Consider the following 20,672-nt stretch of genomic DNA (forward strand, 5'->3'; position numbering starts at 1 on the left):
TCTTTCAAGTTGACAATTGTTTTATAAAATCCTAAATTCATTGCCAAATATCCAAATTTTCCTACTGCATTCATTAATAAATTTCGTTAAAGAATGAATAAGAACTTCATTTCTAATAGCGTTTTCGAAATGGAAAGCAAAAATGCTCCTAAAAAAATAAAAATAAATTCGATATAAATCGTATAGTTTTTAAATTTCTAAACTAAAACTCCGTTTTTAGAAGCAATAGGATCCGGAAGATCGATTTCTCCTGTCATTTGTAAAAGATCGATTTCAATGGTTCGGCAGATCGAAAGCATTGGAATATCAAACATCAGCCCTTCAAAAGGGTTTTCTGAATAATCGCCTACGAGTTCCATAATGATATAAATCCATCCGATCATAATACAGAACGGAATAGACGCCCAAATTCCCCAATCTCCCAGTTTTGCAAATTCACTCACCAAACCTAATGGAAGCAGCATGATAAAAATAACATTGAAAATGAATGCTGTACTCGCAAACTGTCTAGGCAAAGGAAATTTCTTAATCCTTTCTGCCTGTCCCTGTAAAGTGTAAAATTCATTCAGACAATCCTGCAGCTGCTTTTGATTGAAATCTGAAATAGCTTCCATATTTTTAAGTTCATTCACATCTTTCGCCTGCTGGGAAATAAGATACGTTGCAAAATTCTTATAATGAGATTGCAGTTCTTTTTCTTCTTCGGACAAATATTTGTTGAGGAAAATAGGTGTTCTCCCATAATCAGGAAAGCCTGCTTTGATTAGTCGGTTACGCTTTTGGTCAACATTTTTAAAATGGTCTTCTTCAACTTTTATGTGCTCCCATTCAGTCGGAACCAAAAGTTGTTCGCGAAAAGCATACAGCCATGCGATGTGCCTAAAAACGATTTTTTTTCTTCGGTCTTCAAGGTCGAATTTTCTTATTTTCTCATTTGTCGTATCAAATGCATAGACCATTGAACCAAACATTCGGCTGGAGTTTACAATTCCGCCCCAGATTTTTCTTGCCTCCCATAATCTATCATAAGCTTGATTATTTTTAAAACCCACCAAAAAAGCTTCAGCGGTACCGATAAGAGCCACCGGAACCCATGGAATAATCATCCAGTCCCAGTGAAAAAAATGAAAAAGTACTGCAATCAATGTACACCAAATAGAAATCAGAATAACATGAAATCCGGATAAATTGAAAACTTGTCTGTAGTTGACATATTTAGTTGTGATCATAAATTGTATGGCTTTCTAAAAGTTTGTTCAAAGTAACAAAAAGTATACAAAAAACCTCTAAAAAATTTTAGAGGATAATTTTTTTGTCTGAATTAAAATCTCAGCATTTCTTCTATTTTCTTAGAAAGTTTTTCCGCATTTGGAAGCATCTCTTTTTCCAATATTAAATTAATTGGAACTGCCGGAGTATCCAATGATCCCATCGTTTCAACCGGAGCATCAAGGTATTTGAAGCAGTTTTTAGATATCCTGTGAGCAAAGGCTTCTGCAAATGAATTGTTTAGCTGCTCTTCTGTCAAAACAATACATTTTCCGTGAGCTTTCACTCTTTCAAAAACCAATTCTTCATCAAGAGGAATTAGAGTTCTCAGATCGATTACCTCAACTCTGCCATTAAAGCTTTTCACAGCTTCTTTTGCCCAATAAATACCCATTCCGTAAGTTACTACTAGTAAAGTTTTACCTTTTTCAGTTTCTTCCTTATCAGCTTCAATGATCACTTTTCCTTTTCCGAAAGGTAAAATATAATCTTCAGCAGGTTCAATTGTTTTTGCATCTTCAGTCCCCGGAACTTTGCTCCAGTAAAGACCTTTATGCTCCAGCATGATTACCGGATTCGGATCATAATAAGCCGCTTTTAATAAACCTTTAAAATCTGCAGCGTTACTTGGGTAGGCAATTTTTATTCCTTTAATATTCGCTAAAATACTTTCAACACTACCACTGTGGTAAGGCCCACCACCTCCGTAAGCCCCGATCGGAACACGGATGATATTGCTTACAGGGAATTTACCCTGGCTTAAATAACTTGATTTTGAAATTTCTGTAATCAGCTGGTTGATTCCCGGATAGATATAATCAGCAAACTGTACTTCAACGATCGGTTTTAAACCAACCGCGCTCATACCTGCTGTAGAGCCAATAATATATGCCTCCTGAATTGCTGTATTAAAAACTCTTTTGCTCCCGAATTTTTTTCCTAAAGTAACAGTTTCACGGAAAACACCTCCAATTCTTTCTCCAACATCCTGTCCGTACAACAAAGCTTCCGGATGTTTCCACATGATTTCCTGGATTGCATGAATGGCGGCGTCGACCATTACTATTTTTTCTTCACCTGCAGGTTCACGAGTTCCGACTTCTTCTGTGATCGGAGTTGGTGCAAAAATGTGGTTTAAAACCGTTTCAGGTTTTGGATCTTCTGCATTTTTAGCTCTTTCGAATGCTTCTTCTGCTTCTATACGGGCCTTTTTAGTGATTTGTTTTAATAATTCGTCATTAGCTCCTGAATCCACTAAATGCTTCCTAAGAGTTTCTCCCGGATCTTTTGCTCTATGTTTCGTTAAATCTTCTTCATCTCTATAAAATTCTCTTCTAACTCCAGAGGTGTGATGCCCAATAAGTACTGTTTTTGCACAGACTACCAAAGGTTTTCTTTCGTTTCTTACAAAATTAACTGCTTTTTTCATTACTTCGAAACTTTCGATGAAATCTGTTCCGTCAACTCTCATTCTGCTTAAACCGGTAAATCCGGCTACAAAATCATAAGCATCACAGGTTCTCGCTTCTTCTCTCGTTACCGAAATTCCCCATTCATTGTCCTGAACAAGGAAAATAATTGGTAATTGATGTAATGCTGCAAATTGAAGCGCTTCACTCACTTCACCTTCTGTTACAGAATTGTCCCCAAGGCTGCAGACAACAACCGGATTATTTTCAAATTGTTGAAGATTAAACTCCTGGATATATTTGATCCCCTGCGCAACACCTGTAGTAGGAATAGTCTGCATTCCGGTTGCTGAACTCTGATGAATGATTTTTGGTTTATCCTTATCTCTGCTTGAAGGATGAGAATAATAAGATCTTCCTCCCGAAAAAGGATCGTCAGCTTTTGCTAATAGCTGTAGCATTAGTTGGTAGGGTTCAAAACCAATTCCCAAAAGAATGCTTTCGTCCCTATAATATGGAGAAATCCAGTCTTCGTTTTTTAGCTGATAAGCTGTTGCCAGCTGAATTGCTTCGTGGCCCCTTGAAGTACTATGAACATATTTACAAATATTTCTGTTTTCTTCGTAAATGTCTGCCATTGCTTTTGCAAGCATCATGTGGTGGTAAGCCTTAAGCAAAATATCCTGAGAAACTTTCTCGTGAAGTGTATTTTCCATAGAAAGCAAAGATAAACAAAAAATAAAATGCTAACAACTGTTAGCATTTTGTAATTTTTATTTGAAATATCTATTATTCTTTGATTACTTTTTTACTAATAATATCTTTGCCAGTTCTCACTTCAATGATGTAGATTCCTTTCACATAAGATGATAAATCTAGTGATGTTTCATCAGAATTAATTATACCATCTTGTAATTTTTTACCAGATAATTCATAAATGTTAAATGTACTTTTCTTTGGAGCCTTTAATATTTTTACAAAATCTTTGGTTATAGTAGGAGCTATTATAAAATCATTCTTCACCGTATTTGCAGTTCCTAAAATTTCCTGAGTATAACCTGTTACCATTATTGCATAATTTTGAGGGGCACTCATACCTGTATTATCTACTAAATTTCCTTTATTGGAAATTTCAATCTTGTAAGTTCTTCCGGCCGTAGGTGTTTCAATTACAACCTGTTCCACATTGTCAACTATATTATCGCCTTTTGTGGCAGGTGTCATAGGTGAATTTGCGTTTAGTTTCCAAGGATAATATACGGTATTGTCAGTAGTATCAATAATTCTTACATCCAAATCATTGATCAGTCTTGAAGTTCTGTTGTTATGAGCTTGGGCATATGTAAGGTTTTGTGGAACTACATATGCTGGATCAATCCATGAAACAGTTACTTTAAGAGGTTCAGAACCAGATGCTATTACATTTTTTTTGTTAGGTGTTCCACTATTTAAAGTTTCATTATTAAAAATGATTGTATTGTTTGATTTTGCAACCAATAATTCTGCTCCTTTTTTAGAATTGATATATCCCCATCCATTCCAAGGATCAGGGCCCACAGTTCCTGCTTCAGAAGCTGAATGAACCATTAATGTTTTTGCAGAAGCAGCATTAAGCTCCATTCCTGGGTTCAATTGTTTATATACCTGCATCCAAACCCCGATGATACCGGTAACAATAGGGCCTGAATATGAAGTTCCGCTGCCTACGTCAATTAGATTACTTCCGGTCGTATTTTCGGCAGTGGAGGCATGAGCAACATTTGTTCCTGTAGTGATAATGTCAGGTTTTACAGCACCGTCATCTCTTGGTCCTGCACTGCTGTAATCAGATTTAATGACATCAGAAGCGGTGGCATATCTTTTATCAGTAGCAGTAAGGATATTAGAAGCTCCAACTATGATAATGTTTTTGGCTAAAGATCCTGTTCCTATACAGTCATACCCCATTGCGCAGTTATTTTGAGGAATTACATCTGTTGCTGCAAATTGTACAGGATTGTCGTTATCATCTGTATAATATTTTGGCATAGTATCCCCTGTAGGTCCCATTCCGTAGGAATTTCCTGCAGATTTTACAATGACATAAGATGGATTGCTGTAGACTATATCGTCATAGTTCTGATCGCTTGTAAGATATGCTCCCTGTAAATCATATGATGTAGATGGGCTTACAAAAGCACCGTTCCACATCCATACAGCAGTACCATTAACTTCATCGTAATTCCATCCTGGGTTAGTACCATATGAATGATTAGAGATTTTTGGCTGTGCTAAAAGTATTTTTTGAAAAACGTTGCTTGTTGATGTGTTTCCCGGGAGGGTAGTTGTTCCAAAAGTATAGTTGTCAAAAGTAGCGTTCTGTGCAATACCTCTGAAATTAGTAACACGAGTAGTACCATTAGTAAAAGTAAGGGTATATGGATAATCCTTAGCCCCAATAAAACTGGTCACAGCTGTTGCATGGGCACTATAATTCATTGTGGAAGCTTCTTTATTATTCACTCTGTTGGGCGCATTATTAAAAAAAAGATGTCCCCCAAAAGCTCTTCCGCCATCAAAAATAGTATATTTGATATTTTCACCGTTGAAAGATCCTGTCAATCCGGTAATTGTACCATTCTGAAGATAATCTGCATTAGAATTTTTATTTTGATCCAAATCATTTTCTTCATTAAAATAAGGCTTACCGTCTGGTGTGAAACCGGCAAGCTTACTTCTTTGCTTTTCAATTTCTTTAGTGATCTCATTGTTTCTGGATGTACCATAACGTTTTGAGATGTAGGAGTCAAATTTTTCATTGTTTTCAAGCTTCTGTTTCTCAAACATCCTCATTAAATCTTCATTTTTTTGAGCACTCATTAAGCCTATTGCTAAAGTGCTTACCAAAAGTATGTGTTTTTTCATATACCTTACATTTATATTTTAAATTTTCAACTAAATTATATATATATTTCAATAATTGGTATGTTAATGAATGTTAAATTTTAATTTTTGTTATTAATTCATTTAAATTTCCTTTCTTATGCTAAGAATTTTTATTCTCAATGTGGTTTTAATTGAATTTTTTATGGTTTTGTAACCTTGTAATGAATTGAAAAAATTGGAGTAACTTTACATTCTCTTTTAATTAAAAGCTAAGAAAATACATGTATTTAGTTTTTGACACAGAAACCACAGGTTTACCAAAGAATTTCAATGCTCCGCTTTCAGATTCAGATAATTGGCCAAGAATGGTTCAGATTGCATGGCAGTTGCATGATGATGACGGAACATTAATAGAAAATCAGGATTATATCATAAAGCCTGAAGGGTATGATATTCCCTTCAATGCAGCAAGAATTCACGGAATTACAACAAAAATTGCCAATGAAGAAGGCCACGACCTTGAAGAAATTTTAAATAAATTTGCCAAAGTTTTAGAAAAAGTAAGAATCGTTTCCGGGCATAATGTTGAGTTCGATTACAATATTGTAGGAGCCGAATTTTACAGAAAAAAAATAAAAGACAACCTTCAGGAAAAGCCAAGAGCCGATACCATGATTTTAGGTACGGATTTTTGTCAGCTTGGAGGAGGAAAAAATGGAAGATTTAAACCACCGAAGCTTGAAGAGCTTTACGAAAAGCTATACGGCCATAAGTTCGATGAAGCGCACAACGCGGCAGCCGACGTAAATGCAACAGCTCAGGTTTTTTTCGAAATGATGAGAATCGGAGTGATTCCTTCAGAAGTTTTAAAAATTTCTGAAGATCAGCTTACCTATTTCAAAACGTTGTATCCGGATCCGATCAAGCCTTTCAGTATCATTATCAGAAGGCAGGTTGCAGACTTTCATAACAAGAAAAAACAACAGGATTTCGGAAGTATTGACGAAATTGACCTTGGAAAATATTTCAACTTCGACAATCACAGTGTTTTTTCAACTTTATCAGCCACGTCAAGCATTAATGACCTGATTAAAAAAGCTGTGGATGATAATTTCCCGGCCGTCGGAATGGTAGATCTGGGAAATATGATGGGTGCTTTTAAGTTTGTGTCAGCAGTGGAAAATGCTAATGGAGACCGTACAAAAAAGCATAAAGATTACCTTGCGAGAAAGCAGGAAGCGGAAGAAAAAGGAGAAAAACTTAATGAAGAAGAACCTGTTTCTGAGCCTTTAATTCCTGTTGTGGGCTGCGAATTTTATATTTCTGATCGTTATGAACAGAAGCAGTTTACCAAAGATGACCCCGACAGAAGGACGCAAGTGGTATTACTGGCAAAAGATTTTAACGGATATAAAAATTTGGCAAAATTATCAAGTATAGGCTTCCTAAAAGGATTCTATTTTGGAGTTCCCAGGGTAAGTCGGGAGTTGATTGCTCAATATAAAGAAGGGGTAATTGCTTTAACCTCAGGGATTCACGGCGATATTCCGGATGCAATTTTAAATACCGGTGAGCAAAAAGGGGAAGAACTTTTCAGATGGTGGAAAGAAACTTTTCAGGATGATTTTTATGTTCAGCTTCAAAATCACAAGCTACCTGAAGAAGAGCACTTAAATGACGTTCTGCTGCATTTTGCAGACAAATATGATGTCAAAATTTTAGCACAAAACGAAACCTTTTACACCAATAAAGACGATGCCAATATCCAGGATATTGTAAGCTGCATCAAAGATGGCGAAAAACTGTCAACACCTGTTGGAAAAGGGTTTGGGAAGAGAAGAGGTCTGGCTACGGGAGAATATTATATCAAAAATTCTGACGAAATAAAAGAAGCGTTTCTTGCTTATCCCGATGCTTTCGAAGCTTATGAAGAATTTTTTGCGAAATTTAAACCATATACTTTAAAAAGAGACGTACTTCTACCAAAATTCGATATTCCGGAAGAATTTATTTATGCTGAAGATGAGGTCGACGGAGGAAAACGAGGTGAAATGGCTTACTTGACGCATTTAACCTATGAAGGAGCAAAAAGACGATACGTAGATACAGGAATTACCGATGAAATCAAAGAACGTCTTGATTTTGAGCTGGAAGTAATTGCTAATACCGGATATCCCGGTTACTTCCTTATCGTACAGGATTTCTGTAATGAAGCCCGTAAAATGGGGGTTTGGGTAGGTCCGGGAAGAGGTTCAGCAGCAGGTTCAGCAGTGGCTTACTGTATCGGAATTACCAATGTGGATCCAATTAAATATGATCTCCTTTTCGAGAGGTTTCTGAATCCCGAAAGGGTTTCCATGCCGGATATTGATATCGACTTTGATGACGAAGGTCGTGACAAGATTATCAAATGGGTAATCGATAAATATGGGCAGAATCAGGTAGCGCAGATCATTACCTATTCGGTTTTGGGTGGGAAATCTGCCATTAAAGATGCCGGAAGAGTACTGGATGTCCCGATTCCTGATACGAATAATATCGCGAAGCTCGTTCCATCCACACCGGGGATGAATATTGCAAAAGCTTTAACGAAATATGATAAATTAAGACCGGAAGAGCAAATGCTCGTTGATGAAATGAGATTGGTTCTTGATAGTCCTACAGATCCGCGCCATGACGTTTTGGCGAGTGCAAGAAAAATGGAAGGCTGCATCAGAAATACGGGAATTCACGCCTGTGGGGTGATTATCACACCGGAAGATGTGAGTAATCTGGTGCCGGTAACGATTGCTGCAAAAGATGCGGATATTTTAGTATCCCAATTTGATAATTCCGTAGCGGAAAGTGCAGGCCTTCTGAAGATGGATTTCCTTGGTTTAAGGACTTTAACGATCATTAAAGATGCCTTGAAGCTGGTTAAGGAAAGGCATGAAGTAGACATCGACCCGGATCTTATTCCGCTGGATGATGCAAAAACCTATCAGCTTTTTAAAGAAGGAAGAACGGTAGGGATTTTCCAATACGAAAGTCCCGGAATGCAAAAGTATATGAGGGAACTTAAACCAACGGTTTTTGCAGACCTCATCGCCATGAATGCCCTTTACAGGCCAGGTCCGATTAAATATATCCCGAATTTCATCAACAGAAAACACGGAATCGAGGAAATTGTATACGATTTACCGGAAACAGAAGAATATTTAAAGGAAACCTACGGAATTACTGTTTATCAGGAGCAGGTAATGCTTTTATCCCAAAAACTGGCCAACTTTACCAAAGGTGAGGCTGATACGCTGAGAAAAGCGATGGGTAAAAAGCAGATCGATGTTTTGAATAAAATGTACCCGAAATTCATTGAAGGAGGACGAAAAAATAATCTGGACGAAACCAGGCTGGAAAAAATCTGGAACGACTGGAAAGCCTTCGCAGAATATGCCTTCAACAAATCCCACTCGACCTGCTATGCATTTGTAGCGTATCAGACGGCATTTTTAAAAGCTAATTATCCAGCAGAATATATGGCGAGTGTAATGAGTAATAACATCAACAATACAGATTCGATTACCATGTTTATGGAAGACTGTAAAAGTATGGGCGTTGATGTTTTAGGGCCGGATGTTAACGAATCTCAATACAAATTCTCGGTAAACGAAAAAGGGCAGATTCGTTTTGGGCTGGGAGCAATTAAAGGTATTGGGGAAGGACCGAGTGAAGCAATTACACGGGAAAGAGCCAACGGAAGATTTAAGAATATTTATGATTTTTTCGAAAGAATTCCACCCTCGCAGATGAACAAAAGAGTAGCGGAAAGTTTAGTGTTGGCAGGAGCTTTTGACGAATTGGATGCATTCCACAGAGGTCAGTATTTTGATATTGACATGGTGGGAAGAACCAATCTGGAAAGGCTGATCAGATACGGACAAAGCTTCCAGGAAAGTAAAAATGAGATGGAAAATTCTCTTTTTGCAGATTTTGCAGAAGAAGTCCAGATTGAACAGCCGAAACTGGCACCCTGCCCGGAATGGCCGAATATGCATAAGCTTAATAAAGAAAAAGAAATTATTGGTTTCTATCTTTCTGCGCACCCACTGGATGAGTTTAAATATCAATTTCAGTTTATGCAGGGGCAGCTTTCAAAAAAAGCAGTTTTGGAGAAAGATGAGGTTGGAAAGATTGTCATTAACGAGGCTCCTGTTTTAGAGCAGGACACGCCGGAAGATGTTGCGGAATTGATAGAAATTGTATCTGATGATGTGCTGGCAGGAGAAGAAGAGATTGTGGAGGAGATCACGAAAAAAGCCGAACCGAAAGGTGTTTTCCATTTCTTGAATCTAGATGAGGTGGATGCTTATAAAGAGCAGGCTTTTGCGAACAAGCAGGAAGAATTGTTTGAAGAAAAGAAAAAAGACTGGAAAACCATACAGAAAGAAAGAGAAAACGGTGGCGGAAAAGAATACACTGTAGCAGGCCTTATCACAGAATATGTTGTAAAAGACGGTTTCAGAAGTGGCGAAAAGGTGGCCTTTTTAACACTGGAAGATTATTCGGGATCTTATTCTTTCAGGCTGGGTGACCGCGATTATATGAGATTGAAGGAAAAGCTTGAAGTCCAGCGGTTTGTTATTTTAAAGATCAAATTTGCTCAGGTTAAGGATGGTCGTGTTTTTGTTAATGTCAATGAAGTGATTGAGCTTCAGGAAGCCTTTGAAAGATTTGCAAAAAGCATTTCTCTGGTGATGGATGTCATGGATTTCAGGCCAGAAGATTTAATCTTTTTTAAATCGGTTTTAGAAAGAAATCAAGGAAATCAGAAACTAAAATTTTACATCAAAAATGTGGATGATAATGCCCGGGTTGAGCATCTGGAGGTTCAGTCGATGAAATATTCAGTGAATTTAAACGAAGATTTAATAAAAGAAATTCAATTGCTTAATAAATATGAGTTTTATTTGAATTAAATTGAAAATTCTATTATGAGTATTTTGGATCAGGATTTACATATATCATATTTTCTTTTCATACAGGACCATTTGAACCTCTTATAAATATGATAATCGTGTTGATAATTATTATTTATTCTAATAAAACTTCTATTTTAGGAGATTAATAAAGCTATTCCTAATCTGGGAACTGAACTTTATTTAGTAAATTGAAACAAAAATATATTTGTTTTCATTAAAGATGAAAGATATATTTCAATAAATAATCAAGTCTATCAAAAAATAACATCTAATATACTTTAAAAATTAATAGCGGCTAGATTTTTAGCTGCTATTTTTATTATGCTATGCTTAGAATATTAATTTATTTAATTATTTAATTATTTTATTATGTAAAACAAATTAAAATTGTTATTTCATTTCTTTGTGGGTAAAATTTAAATATTTGATATTTAATTATTTAACTAAATAACTTATTTTTAAAAATTAATAATTAATTTAAATTTTTGTTTAAAAATTGTTAATTTTTATCATTAAATGGTTTTTATATATTAATTTTTTTTGTGGAATTTTAACAATTTTTTTAAAATTAATTTTTAATTTTAAAAACCTAAAATTATTATTAACTAAAAATGAAAAAAATACTCGTGTGCATGATTAAAATTTCTGCATACGATCCTTTATTAGTTCTGGCAACAAATGAGGTGAAAAACGATCTAAAAATAATATTAAACGATATCTGAACCCATTCTCTGAAGTATTGAATTTCTGAGACTGATAATGTGAAAAATGTAATAGTGACAGATATTTCTGGGAGATTAATGAAAACTATTGCAAATCCGGGTTCAGTTCTGCGTTTAGAAGAATTAAAAAAGGAATGTATATCGTTAACTATAGAGATGAAAGATGGCTCAAAACAAACGATAAAAACAATTAAAAAGTAATTTTCAATAATTATTATAAATAACTCTAGTGACTGATTTTTTAGTTGATGTTTTTTTTATAAAAAAATTGAATTATTAATATGAAATTCGAAATTTTATTTTTAAATTAGCATTAATTAACAAAATATATTAATTTATGACAAAATTTCTACTATCATGCTTATTGTTTTTAAGTATGAACTTCTCAGCCCAGATTGATCTCGGGACGGGAAGTACTGAGGTTGGGGAAGCCCCCATCAGTACATATTATGGATATTCGTATGTTCAGCAGATTTTCACCAAGCAGGAAATCAATGCTAATGCAGCCGGTAATATCACCGGGCTTAAGTTTTATTTAGATCCGGCGATGTCTATTGCCAATTCTTCTCAATGGATAGTATATCTGGGACAGACCTCAAAATCATCTTTTACATCTGCATCTGACTGGATTCCCCTCTCGGAACTTACTCAGGTGTTTTCAGGGACGGTAACAAATAACAATGGAGTAATTGAGGTTAGTTTTGCAACGCCTTTCCCTTACAACAATACTTCTAATTTGGTTATTGCAGCAGAAGAAAACTCAGCAGGCTATGATGCTAACAATTATGATGAAGCAATGTATGTTTATACAGGTGCTCCAAATTCAACAATTTATTACAAAAATGATTACACAGATCCGGATCCTGCTTCTCCGCCTGCTACAGATGGAAATTTAGCTAATTTTAAATCTGTAGTTACTATTTTAGGATTAACAGCCAGCTCAATTCCGCCTTGTCCGTCAATTACTTATCCTGCAAATAATGCTACTTTTGTACCTTTGTCGGCTACATTAACGTGGAATAACTCTTCAGGAGCTACAGGGTACAAAGTTTCAATCGGAACGACTCCGGGAGGGACTGATGTCGCTAATCAGGTTCCGGTAACCACCAATAGCTATACGCCTACTACAGCGTTTACTCCAAATACAATGCTTTATCTTACAGTAACAGCTGTGGGACCCGGAGGTGAATCTTCAGGCTGTATGCAGGTAATGTTTAAAACAGCGCCGCCACCGCCTACAAATGATGAATGTGCAACGGCAACTACATTAACGGTAAATCCTGACACAAACTGCGGAACTGTCACTCCGGGATATACCATCGGAGCTACGGATTCAGGAACTGTTCCAGACCCTTGCTATGGAACTGCCGATGATGATGTTTGGTACAAATTTGTGGCTACTGCAACCTCACACAAAATTTCACTATTAAATATTCAGTCTATAGGAACCAATGTTGATGATACGGATACTTACTTCCAAGTTTTCAGTGGAGGGTGTGGAGCTCTATCAAGTATTTTATGTTCAGATCCTCCTTCTGGGGTTGTATCAGGTCTTACAGTTGGGGAGACTTATCTGGTAAGGGTTTATAGCTATAACGATTCTGGAAGTAATCAAAGCTTTGATATCTGTGTAGGAACATTCCCACCGCCACCAGCTAACGATGAATGTTTCGGAGCATTTGTCGCAAACACTTTTCCTTATACTTATATACAAAATGACGCGGCCGGAGCTACCAATAATTCAGGGATGATCACAGCGTGCTCAAACAATGATATGAATGACGGAACTTGGTTTAGTTTTGTAGGAGATGGTGATACTTTCAATATTACGGTGACGATGCCTGCGGGAAGCGATTTTGATCCTCAGATTGGCGTTTTCAGCGGAAGCTGTTCAGCGTTATCTTGTGAAGCTACAGTAGATAATGCAGGTCAGGGTGGAACAGAAACACTTTCTATTCCTACACTTGCGGGAAATACTTATTATGTGAACGTAGGATATTACAGCGGTTCGTCTGACGAATTGGAAGGCCCATTTACAATTGATATTACAAAAGGAGTTTTAGCAGCTTCTGAAGTAAAATCGAATAAAAACGCTATCAAATTATATCCAAATCCATTCTCTGAAGTGTTGAATATTTCTGATGCAGCTAATGTGAAATCAGTATCAGTTTCTGATGTTTCGGGAAGATTGATAAAGGCAATTGATAATCCGGGATCGGAACTTCATTTGGGTGAGCTTAAGCAGGGAATATATATGATTACTCTTCATATGAAAGACGGTTCTAAGCAAACCATTAAAACGATTAAAAAATAGTCAGGATTATGAAAAATTCTGATTATAGAGGATAAATTTTTAATGATCAAAACTAAAGACGGCCGATCTGGCCGTCTTTTTTGTACATTATATTTTTTCTGACGAAAGGCTACTTGTCCTGAACAGGCTGCAGGTCTCCCGTATTGAGACTTGAAAAAACTGTGGGGAAGAAAGTAACCAGGATGAAGTAGACGATGACCATTAATACTATTAAAGAGAAAAGTATAACTACTAAAGCATTAGGTTTGTTTTTCTTTTTTGGTTCCATGATTTTGCGGTATTTGGTTAATAGATTAAATTGATATTTGATATTAAGCTAATTTCTTGCCACACTGTTTGCAATAGCGTGCATCATCATCAATATCTTCATTTCCGCAACGGTCGCAGACTTTTTCAAGGTTTTGACGCTTGTTTCTCATTTCAGCTGTTACAATCCCGGTCGGAACCGCGATAATGGAGTAACCGGCAAGCATTAAAATTACAGCAAAAAATTTTCCCATAGGGGTAATGGGAGAAACATCACCGTAGCCCACAGTAGTTACGGTAACGACCGCCCAATAAATAGCTTGCGGAATTGTTTCAAAGCCCTGCCTGCCACCTTCCACCATGAACATTAGGGAACCTACAATAACCGAGAAAATAATTAAAAACAAAAGGAATATATAAATTTTTCTTGAACTATTTTTCAATGCTCTTACAATCACAAAACCGTCGTTCATAAAATCCATAAGGTTAAAAACCCTGAAAACTCTCAGCATTCTCAGCATTCTGAAAATCAGGAAATATTTGGTAACCGGGAAGACAAAGCTTAAATAAAAAGGGACCAGGGCCAAAAAATCTATGATCCCGAAAAAGCTGAAAATATAGTTCTTTTTATTCTTTACAACAATGATCCTTGCACAGTATTCGGTGGTGAAAACCAGTGAGATGATCCACTCCAGAATAATAAAGGTATAATGATATTTCTTATCAATAGCAGGAATACTTTCCATCAGGATAATGAATGTGCTGATTAAGATCAGGCATAGAAGAATGATGTCAAATAGTTTTCCGAGCTTTGTATCGGAACGGTAAATGATGCGGTAAAGATGCCTTTTCCAGAGTGAGTCGCCAGGAACCAGATTGTGCTCTTTTTCCATTTCAATGTTTTTTTAATTTAATAAATTATCCCTATTTTCGTAACAAACATACTGAATAAAATGACAATACGCGAAGTAATTTCAAAAATAGAAAAACGGATTCCGATACAGCTGGCAGAAGATTTTGATAATGTAGGATTGCTATGTGGGCTTCCCGATCGCAGCGTTTCCGGAATTTTAATTTGTCATGACGCCCTGGAAAAAGTGGTAGATGAAGCAATTCATAAAAATTGTAATTTAATAGTATGTTTTCATCCTATTATCTTTTCAGGGTTGAAATCATTAACTGGGAAAAATTATGTGGAAAGAGCCGTTATTAAAGCAATCGAAAATAAAATTGCAATATATGCCATACATACAGCCTTTGATAATGATTTTTTTGGGGTAAATGCAGAAATCTGCAACCAATTGGGATTAAAAGATTTAAAAATTCTTCAACCGAAAACGAATAATTTAAAGCAGCTAACAGTATTTGTACCAAAAGAGTATTCCGGAAAAGTAAAAGAAGCCCTCTTCTCAGCCGGAGCCGGAAATATCGGTTTCTATGATGAATGCAGCTTTACCGTTAACGGAAACGGAACTTTCAGGCCTGTTGAAGGCTCAAATCCATTTTCGGGACAGCAGAATATTAGAGAAAATGCTGATGAAGACATGATTTCAGTAATTTTTGAAGATTATAAGCTGGGACAGGTTGTTTCTGCGATGAAAAATGCACACCCCTACGAGGAAGTTGCTCATCAAATTTATAGTCTGGATAATGTCAACCATCATTCCGGTCTTGGGATGTGCGGCGATTTTGAAGAGCCAATGGATGAAAGAGATTTTCTGAAGCTTGTAAAAGAAAAATTCAATCTCGAAGTGATCAGGCATTCTGAATTCAATAGTAAAAAAATTAAAAAGGTAGGAGTTTTGGGAGGTTCCGGAGCCAGCGGAATCCGGTCTGCAATTTCCAAAAAATGTGATGCTTACCTTACAGGAGATGTAAAATACCACGATTTTTTCCTTGCGGAATCAAAAATACTGATCTGTGATATAGGGCATTTTGAATCAGAACAATTTGTGACTCAACAATTATTTGAAATTTTGTCACAAAAATTTAGTACATTTGCAATCTCAAAATCTATTGAGAAAACAAACCCGGTAAATTATTTCATTTAAAATATGGCAAAAACCAACGATATTTCAGTTGAAGAGAAATTAAGAGCTTTATACGATTTGCAGATCATTGATTCTAGATTGGACGAAATCCGAAATACAAGAGGAGAATTGCCAATCGAGGTAGAGGATCTTGAGATTGAAATCGAGGGTCTTGAAAAAAGAGCTGAAAAATTTCATGCAGATATCAAAGATCAGGATGATCAGATCAAAACAAAGCATGAAGTAATCAACCATGCAAAATCTTTAATTGAAAAATACAAGTCTCAACAAGATAATGTGAGAAACAATAAAGAGTTTGAAGCATTAAGTAAAGAAGTTGAATATCAGGAGCTTGAAATCCAGCTTGCTGAAAAAAGAATCAAAGAATTCGGGGCCAAGATCAGTCACAAAAACGAAACTTTGGATGAGCTGAATTCAAAAATCAATGATCTTAAGAATCACCTGAAATTCAAAAAAGAAGAATTGGAAGGTCTTGTTTCTGAAACTCAGAAAGAAGAGGAATATTTGATAGAGCAATCCAAAGAGTTTGCTGCAAAAATCGATGAAAGATTATTGGCTTCTTATGACAGAATCAGAACAAACTCTCCAAACGGTCTTGCGGTAGTGGGTCTTGAAAGAGGTGCTCCTAAAGGGTCGTTCTTTACTATTCCTCCTCAAAAGCAAATGGAAATTGCTCAGAGAAAGAAAATCATTATTGATGAACATTCAGGGAAGATCCTTGTAGATGATGAATTGGTAATGGAAGAAAACGAAAGAATGAAATCTGTAATTAAATTCTAGTTTTTAATTACGATTAAAATATAAAAGCTGTTTCAATTTGAGACAGCTTTTTTGTTCTAAACACTGATAAATACTAATATTTGCATGATGACGCTAATTTTTCATTCAGGGAGAATCATCAATAGGAACTGGCTTTAGCCCGTTTATTAAAATAACCCTAAAGGCTTTAACCAAAATTTTAAAAATTAAAGCTTCGACTAAAACCGAAAGAACCTTTAATAACAAAACAAACGGGCTAAATTCCGCTTCTACGGAATAAATATTTTTATACATTATTACAAAATTTGTGCTATTCATGCAAATATTAGTGTTTAAAAAAACAAAAAAACGCCTCAATAGAAGCGGTTAAAATTATTCTTTATAATCGTACATCTTATTATAAAGATCAATAAACTTTTCTTTAATAGCCTTTCGTTTAAGCTTTAATGTCGGCGTTAAAAGTCCGGACTCAATACTCCAGACTTCCGGAGTCAGCTCAATTTTTTTGATCTGTTCCCAATTTCCGAGATGTTCATTAATATCGTCAATTTCTTTGATAATCCTTTCTTTTAATTCAGGACTTTTTGCAATTTCCTGAGGTGTGGATCCGATGTTTAGGTTATTTCTCATGGCCCAGCTTTTCGCAAACCCAAAATCAGGCTGAATCAGCGCTGTCGGCATTTTTTCACCATCACCTACCACCATAATCTGCTCTATAAACTTAGATGCTTTTGCTAAGTTTTCTATAGTTTGAGGAGCAATATATTTCCCGCCGGAAGTTTTGAACATTTCCTTTTTACGATCTGTGATCTGTAAAAATCCGTCGTTGTCGAGGTGCCCGATATCTCCGGTTTTGAAATATCCGTCTTCCGTGAAGGCTTCTTTCGTCATTTCCTCATTTTTGAAATATCCTTTGAAAATAGAAGGACCTTTTACCGTAATTTCTCCGTCTTCCTGAATTTTAACATCCAGATTATCAAGAGGTAAGCCTACGGTTCCTATTTTAATCCTTTCAAAACTGTTTACTGATATTACCGGTGAGGTTTCCGTTAATCCATAGCCCTCCAGTATGGGAATTCCTGCATTTTGGAACATCAGATTTAATCTTGTTGATAAGGCGGCAGAACCTGAAACCAGAGTAATAATTTCTCCTCCCAAACCTTCTCTCCATTTTTTGAAAACCAACTTATCAGCAATGATTTCTTGTAGTCCTGATGGTTTCGATATGGTTTTCTTTTTACTGATTAAGTTTAAGGCCCAAAAGAATATTTTTTGCTTCAAACCTCCTGCAGATGAGCCTGTAGCATAGATTTTATCATATACTTTTTCTACCAACCTCGGAACAACGCTCATGTAATGGGGTTTTACTTCTTTCACGTTTTCGCCCATTTTTTCTATGCTTTCCGCAAAATAGATTGAAAAGCCATTGTACTGGAAAAGGTAGAAAAGCATCCTTTCAAAAATATGACAGATAGGGAGGAAGCTCAGAACTCTTGTATCCTTATAATCCAGACTCTTTCTTTTAGGAATTCTCGGCATTGAGCCTAATACATTAGATACAATATTGTGATGGGTGAGCATTACACCTTTCGGTTTTCCCGTAGTTCCCGAGGTATAAATAATGGTAGCCAGATCTTCAGAATTGATGGTATTGGCAAGGTCTTCCACCTCAATCTGCGTGGAGTCATCCTCGCCCAGGTCAAGAATTTCTCTCCAGTTGGCAGCTCCGCTTACATTGTCAAAAGTGAAAATGCCTTGTAATGAAGGGATATTGTGTTTTACCTTCACTACTTTATCCAGAAGATCCCTATCGGAAACGAAACAGTATTTAATCTCTGCATTATTAAAGATAAATTCATAGTCTTCCGCAGAAATACTTGGGTAAACGGGTACGGAAACCACTCCGATCTGAGAAAGACCAAGATCCATAATAGCCCATTCTGTACGGGAATTGGTGGTAATTAAAGCGATTTTGTCGCCTGGTTTTATGCCAAGTTTTAAGAGACCTCTCGAAATTTTGTTTCCTTCATTGATAAACTCTTGCGTAGATGTTTTTTTCCATTCACCATGATATTTCGTTACAAACATATCCGTTTTAGGATAATTTTTCAGGGCATATCTGGGTATATCAAATAATCTTTTGATGGTCATAATTTTTATAGTAATAATTAAAGGATTTTAAATATAAGCATTTTTTTTAATTGTGTAAATCAGAACTGATTAATTAGTAATTAATAAAGTGTGTGCCATAATATATTTAATAATTCAATTTAATTTTATATCTGATGAATATTTAAAAATCACTATAAATTATTGATTTACCCTTAATTGCTGATTCTATTTTCAGATTTGACCAAAAAGTGTAAATTAGTGACCATCTAATTATTCAATTTTTATGGACTTTAATTTATCAGAAGAACAGCTGATGATTCAGCAGGCAGCAAGAGATTTTGCTCAAAACGAGCTATTACCGGAAGTTATCGAAAGAGATCGCGATCAGAAGTTTCCTGCAGAACAGGTAAAGAAAATGGGAGAAATGGGGCTTTTGGGAATGATGGTAGATCCTAAGTACGGTGGTGCAGGGATGGACAGCGTTTCTTATGTTCTGGCAATGGAGGAGATTGCAAAAATAGATGCTTCTGCGGCTGTTGTAATGTCTGTAAACAACTCTTTGGTTTGTGCGGGTCTTGAAAAATTTGCTTCCGAAGAGCAAAAAGTGAAATATCTTACACCTCTTGCAAGTGGGCAGGTAATCGGAGCGTTTGCTTTATCTGAGCCTGAAGCGGGTTCTGATGCTACTTCTCAGAAAACTACAGCCGAAGATAAGGGAGATCATTATCTTTTAAATGGGATTAAAAACTGGATCACAAACGGTGGAACAGCTACATATTATATCGTAATCGCTCAAACAGATCCTGAGAAAAAACATAAAGGGATCAATGCTTTTATCGTAGAAAGAGCCTGGGAAGGCTTTGAAATAGGACCAAAAGAAGACAAATTGGGAATCAGAGGAAGTGATACACATTCTTTGATCTTCAACAACGTAAAAGTACCGAAAGAAAACAGAATTGGGGAGGATGGTTTCGGATTCAATTTTGCGATGGCTGTTTTGAACGGAGGAAGAATCGGTATTGCTTCTCAGGCTTTAGGAATTGCTTCAGGTGCTTATGAATTGGCTTTAAAATATGCTAAAACAAGAAAAGCTTTCAAAACAGAAATCATTAACCACCAGGCAATCGCTTTCAAATTGGCGGATATGGCAACTCAGATCACAGCGGCTAGAATGCTTTGCTTTAAGGCTGCTGTAGAAAAAGACGCGGGAAAAGATATCTCTGAAAGCGGTGCAATGGCAAAATTATATTCTTCTCAGGTTGCGATGGATACAACTATCGAGGCTGTACAGATCCACGGAGGATACGGATATGTGAAAGAATATCACGTAGAAAGACTGATGAGAGACGCAAAAATCACACAGATCTATGAAGGGACTTCTGAAATCCAAAAGATCGTTATCTCAAGAAGTATTGCAAAATAATTTGCTTAAAATAGGCTAACTATGAGATACTTGTGGGTCACTTTAGCTGTAATTCTCCTGTTTTTGGGAGTGTTTGTCTGGTATAAATATTTTTTCGTTTTTGGGGAAGGAGTAAAATCCGGCTATCTGAATTATGCCATCAAAAAAGGTTATATTTTCAAGACCTATGAAGGAAAATTAATTCAAGAAGGCTTCGGAAGAGGAAAAACCGGGGCAGTCACAAGCTATGAGTTTGAATTTTCTGTAGAAGATCCTGAAATTTTCAAGCAATTGGAAATGAACAGTGGTAAAAACTTTGATCTTCATTACAAAGAATATAATGGAGCGTTGCCCTGGAGAGGAAATACAAAGTATGTTGTAGATAAAATAGTTAATATGAAATAGTAATAAAAGAGGCTGCCTTTTGAGATAGCCTCTTTTTTACATATACACGAACCACAAAATATTAATATATGTTTACTTTACTTTTTGATTAAAAGTATTAATGAACTTTTTCTCAAAAACGTGAATTCAGTTAAAATATTATCTAACTTTTTGTGGTTAG

General features: G+C 36.1%; 13 protein-coding genes. 7 read left to right on the forward strand and 6 right to left on the reverse strand.

Annotation, left to right across the window (positions count from 1 at the left end; translation table 11 throughout):
- Positions 1-197: 197 nt before the first annotated feature.
- From BW926_RS08545 to BW926_RS08555, 3 genes are all read right to left on the reverse strand, one after another.
- Positions 198-1,229, reverse strand: coding sequence for a bestrophin family protein (locus BW926_RS08545; RefSeq protein ID WP_076446183.1), 1,032 nt, complete (start codon positions 1,227-1,229; stop codon positions 198-200).
- 92 nt (positions 1,230-1,321) lie between these two features.
- Positions 1,322-3,394 carry an alpha-ketoacid dehydrogenase subunit alpha/beta gene (locus BW926_RS08550; protein ID WP_076446185.1) on the reverse strand — a complete coding sequence of 691 codons (2,073 nt, stop codon included), beginning with the start codon at positions 3,392-3,394 and terminating at the stop codon, positions 1,322-1,324.
- Positions 3,395-3,467: 73 nt separating this feature from the next.
- The gene (locus tag BW926_RS08555; RefSeq protein WP_076446187.1) at positions 3,468-5,582 is read right to left on the reverse strand and encodes a S8 family peptidase; all 2,115 of its coding nucleotides are present in this window, start codon (positions 5,580-5,582) and stop codon (positions 3,468-3,470) included.
- 242 nt (positions 5,583-5,824) lie between these two features.
- On the opposite strand from BW926_RS08555, the gene dnaE reads away from it, so the two are divergent.
- The 3 genes from dnaE (at position 5,825) to BW926_RS08565 (ending at position 13,537) form a co-directional block, all read left to right on the forward strand.
- A complete protein-coding gene (gene dnaE, locus BW926_RS08560; RefSeq protein WP_076446189.1) occupies positions 5,825-10,498 on the forward strand; it encodes a DNA polymerase III subunit alpha in 4,674 nt (1,557 codons plus the stop codon).
- Positions 10,499-11,277: 779 nt separating this feature from the next.
- A complete protein-coding gene (locus BW926_RS14370) occupies positions 11,278-11,424 on the forward strand; it encodes a hypothetical protein (RefSeq protein WP_179077993.1) in 147 nt (48 codons plus the stop codon).
- A gap of 136 nt (positions 11,425-11,560) precedes the next feature.
- Positions 11,561-13,537, forward strand: coding sequence for a T9SS type A sorting domain-containing protein (locus tag BW926_RS08565; protein ID WP_083672288.1), 1,977 nt, complete (start codon positions 11,561-11,563; stop codon positions 13,535-13,537).
- Between the two features lie 109 nt (positions 13,538-13,646).
- Here BW926_RS08565 and BW926_RS14375 read toward each other — a convergent pair whose 3' ends face one another.
- Together BW926_RS14375 and BW926_RS08570 are read right to left on the reverse strand one after the other, a co-directional pair.
- Positions 13,647-13,805: a hypothetical protein gene (locus tag BW926_RS14375; RefSeq protein ID WP_179077994.1), complete on the reverse strand. Its 159-nt coding sequence runs from the start codon at positions 13,803-13,805 to the stop codon at positions 13,647-13,649.
- Between the two features lie 43 nt (positions 13,806-13,848).
- On the reverse strand, positions 13,849-14,676 hold the full coding sequence (locus tag BW926_RS08570) for an ion transporter (RefSeq protein ID WP_076446192.1): 828 nt from the start codon (positions 14,674-14,676) through the stop codon (positions 13,849-13,851).
- Positions 14,677-14,736: 60 nt separating this feature from the next.
- Here BW926_RS08570 and BW926_RS08575 point away from each other — a divergent pair, with 60 nt between their 5' ends.
- Entirely contained in the window at positions 14,737-15,834 is a 1,098-nt protein-coding gene (locus BW926_RS08575) for a Nif3-like dinuclear metal center hexameric protein (protein ID WP_076446194.1), read from the forward strand.
- Between the two features lie 3 nt (positions 15,835-15,837).
- Entirely contained in the window at positions 15,838-16,614 is a 777-nt protein-coding gene (locus BW926_RS08580) for a zinc ribbon domain-containing protein (protein ID WP_076446196.1), read from the forward strand.
- Between the two features lie 351 nt (positions 16,615-16,965).
- On the opposite strand, the gene BW926_RS08585 is transcribed toward BW926_RS08580, so the two are convergent.
- Entirely contained in the window at positions 16,966-18,744 is a 1,779-nt protein-coding gene (locus tag BW926_RS08585; RefSeq protein ID WP_076446198.1) for an AMP-dependent synthetase/ligase, read from the reverse strand.
- Positions 18,745-18,988: 244 nt separating this feature from the next.
- On the opposite strand from BW926_RS08585, the gene BW926_RS08590 reads away from it, so the two are divergent.
- Positions 18,989-20,128 carry an acyl-CoA dehydrogenase gene (locus BW926_RS08590; protein WP_076446200.1) on the forward strand — a complete coding sequence of 380 codons (1,140 nt, stop codon included), beginning with the start codon at positions 18,989-18,991 and terminating at the stop codon, positions 20,126-20,128.
- 21 nt (positions 20,129-20,149) lie between these two features.
- Entirely contained in the window at positions 20,150-20,512 is a 363-nt protein-coding gene (locus tag BW926_RS08595) for a hypothetical protein (protein ID WP_076446202.1), read from the forward strand.
- The last annotated feature ends 160 nt before the right edge of the window (positions 20,513-20,672 follow it).

Origin of the sequence: Chryseobacterium sp. RU37D (assembly GCF_900156075.1) — a bacterium.
GTDB lineage: Bacteria > Bacteroidota > Bacteroidia > Flavobacteriales > Weeksellaceae > Chryseobacterium.

What these genes read in the sequence shown, in the direction of transcription:
- dnaE (WP_076446189.1), top strand. Translation starts at nt 5,825, where the DNA reads ATGTATTTAGTTTTTGACACAGAAACCACAGGTTTACCAAAGAATTTC.
- BW926_RS08575 (WP_076446194.1), top strand. Translation starts at nt 14,737, where the DNA reads ATGACAATACGCGAAGTAATTTCAAAAATAGAAAAACGGATTCCGATA.
- BW926_RS14375 (WP_179077994.1), bottom strand. Translation starts at nt 13,805, where the DNA reads ATGGAACCAAAAAAGAAAAACAAACCTAATGCTTTAGTAGTTATACTT.
- BW926_RS08595 (WP_076446202.1), top strand. Translation starts at nt 20,150, where the DNA reads ATGAGATACTTGTGGGTCACTTTAGCTGTAATTCTCCTGTTTTTGGGA.
- BW926_RS08585 (WP_076446198.1), bottom strand. Translation starts at nt 18,744, where the DNA reads ATGACCATCAAAAGATTATTTGATATACCCAGATATGCCCTGAAAAAT.
- BW926_RS08580 (WP_076446196.1), top strand. Translation starts at nt 15,838, where the DNA reads ATGGCAAAAACCAACGATATTTCAGTTGAAGAGAAATTAAGAGCTTTA.
- BW926_RS08550 (WP_076446185.1), bottom strand. Translation starts at nt 3,394, where the DNA reads ATGGAAAATACACTTCACGAGAAAGTTTCTCAGGATATTTTGCTTAAG.
- BW926_RS08555 (WP_076446187.1), bottom strand. Translation starts at nt 5,582, where the DNA reads ATGAAAAAACACATACTTTTGGTAAGCACTTTAGCAATAGGCTTAATG.
- BW926_RS08590 (WP_076446200.1), top strand. Translation starts at nt 18,989, where the DNA reads ATGGACTTTAATTTATCAGAAGAACAGCTGATGATTCAGCAGGCAGCA.
- BW926_RS08570 (WP_076446192.1), bottom strand. Translation starts at nt 14,676, where the DNA reads ATGGAAAAAGAGCACAATCTGGTTCCTGGCGACTCACTCTGGAAAAGG.
- BW926_RS08545 (WP_076446183.1), bottom strand. Translation starts at nt 1,229, where the DNA reads ATGATCACAACTAAATATGTCAACTACAGACAAGTTTTCAATTTATCC.
- BW926_RS08565 (WP_083672288.1), top strand. Translation starts at nt 11,561, where the DNA reads ATGACAAAATTTCTACTATCATGCTTATTGTTTTTAAGTATGAACTTC.